Origin of the sequence: Bacillus sp. NH11B, from assembly GCF_001884205.1 — a bacterium.
Lineage (GTDB): Bacteria > Bacillota > Bacilli > Bacillales > Bacillaceae_G > Bacillus_A > Bacillus_A proteolyticus.
In genome coordinates, this window is the sequence record NZ_MAOG01000060.1 from 1 (window position 1) to 2,312 (window position 2,312).

At 36.2% G+C, this 2,312-nt stretch carries 1 protein-coding gene and 1 pseudogene; both read right to left on the reverse strand.

Going from position 1 to position 2,312, the window contains the following annotated elements; all coding sequences use genetic code 11:
- Positions 1 to 419 precede the first annotated feature (419 nt).
- Positions 420 to 644 (reverse strand): annotated as a pseudogene (locus tag BAU27_RS09190) (IS6 family transposase); the annotation flags it as partial.
- A gap of 321 nt (positions 645 to 965) precedes the next feature.
- On the reverse strand, positions 966 to 2,312 hold a 1,347-nt coding region (locus BAU27_RS09195; RefSeq protein WP_071770698.1), incomplete at its 5' end, for an S-layer homology domain-containing protein.

The following is a 2,312-nucleotide window of genomic DNA, read 5'->3' on the forward strand; positions in this document are numbered from 1 at the left end:
ATTAGACCTCTATTAGTCATTCCTTAATGGTATCATAGCGAGGTGAGAGTCTTTAAGGGTTCTCCTTAATAGAAGGAAACGGATATGGAAAGAGTGCAAGCGATTATTGACAGTAATCTGAAATTCAAGAGCTGGATTAAACAGGTACTAGCTATAGGCGGAATGTTAGGGTTCTGCTACTTGGTATTATATGTTTTATGTTTCTTATTTGCTATGTAAATACTATATAACTACACTAGTGGAGTCTTGCCTACAGAGGTAAGGCTCTTTTGTTTGTGGATTTGAAATAAAGTTTAATCGTTTATAACAAAGTTTAACCGTTTTGAAAAAAGATTAACTGTTTATAAAAAAGTTGCACTGTTTTATCCCTTTAGATTTACTGATCTATGGGGATATTTTTATTAATAAAAGAAATATGATATATATTGACCTTTGACTTTCACATACGTCTCATCGACTCGCCAAGAATCATTGGTTGATTTAAGATGACGTTGTACTCGCTTATCTAATTCAGGACCATATTGATGAATCCATCGCATGATAGTTGTATGAGCAAGGGATAACCCACGTTCTTCCATCATTTCGACTAAATTACGAAAACTGAGGTTGTACCGTAGGTACCATCTCACGGTTAATAAAATAATATCCGGTTAATAATGTTTTCACTTGAATAGATTTTACGTTTCCATACCAATCACATCCTTTTTTAGAGTACTAGTATCAATATATCCAAGTTTAGGAGGTTACTTACAAGCGTTTTGGAGTGTTTGCACCAGAACCCATTTGTTTGACAAAATAAAAAGGAAAAACTAATTGAATAGTTTCCCCTTTTATTTTGTATTGCAGAGAATGTGATACCCTCATGCCCATCAAACTAAGCTCATGTAACGTCAATGATAAGCAAGATTGTTTCTTTTTTTCGAAAGTCTATATGTAGATGCTTTAAAGACTTTAGTTTTTTATCATCAGTTATAGTTGATATAACTAGAGTCATAATAAACCCACTGACCTGTTCCAATTCTTAACCAACCGTTCTTTTCTTCATATACTGTAACTTTTTCGCCTTTACTTGCCTTTCTAACAATAGAGTAGTTTGAACCTGCTCCACTTCGAATATTTACTCCAATACCATTGATTTGAGCCGTTCCAATTACATTTTGAACACTACCAGTTTCAATTACTAGAAGCATGTTTAGAATGAACGATGCTGTTTCACCACGGGTTGTTGTTCCTTTAGGATCGTATTGATTGTCTTCTTTACCTTTTACAATACCTAAGCCATACAATCTTTGTACGTCTTCTTTATAGTTAATTTGGTCCTTATCTACGAATGGTAAGTTTGCAACTGGCCCCCATAGACCTTTATACTGTAAAGCCCTGTTTACAATGATTGCTGATTCTTCTCTTGTAATAGGTGTGCTTGGGTCAAAAGAACCGTCTCCTCTACCTGCAATGATACCTGCACTTGCAGTTCGTTTAATACCATCTCGTAGAGTTGGGTTTGCATCGTTTAAGTCTTTAAATGAAGCATCTCCGGCTGGCAAGTTTAGAGACTTAGAGATTAATTGAGCAAATTCGGCTCTTGTTACTGCTCTGTTAGGTGCGAAAATTCCGTTTCCTTCCCCTACCATAATACCCCTTCTATTTAATTCTCGAATAGCTGACTCATACCACCCCCCTGTAATATCGTCTGTTGGTTGAGAAAGGTTATTATAATTCCCCTTAACACCATTTACGAATGAATCCCATTGTCCATTGTTAATCATGTTAGCAGGACAGTTTTTACCACTCCATCTTTGGTGTTTTACGATATTATTTAACGGTACACCAGTTTCTTTCATTAAATAAGCTACAAGTTTCTTAGCATTATCTACTGCTTTACTGTAGTTACCGTCTCTGTTAACTGCGATTTCAATTGCAATAGATTGTCTATTACCTGGACCGTCACCGTCTCCTGCGTGCCACCCGTTTTCGTTTAATGGTAAGTGTTGATAAATCTCTTTATCGTCTACTGTAAAATGCCATGATGCAACTCGGTTTGTGTTCCCTACTGCTTGGTTATATAGGTATTGAGCATGGTTTTTAGCACCTGCTCCTACACTTGTATTATCAGTCTCATGAATTGTAATGTACTTTGGACTCATGTAGTTTTGAGGACGAATATTATCGTTACCTGCTGGAACAATCCATTCAGTGAATGAAACACCGTTTATTGTACTAGAGATGCTAGGTGATGCGGGAGACAGACTACGTTTTGTTCTGTTTGAATTGTTAGGAACAGTTAATGTACCTGTTTCTTCATGAATACCTTC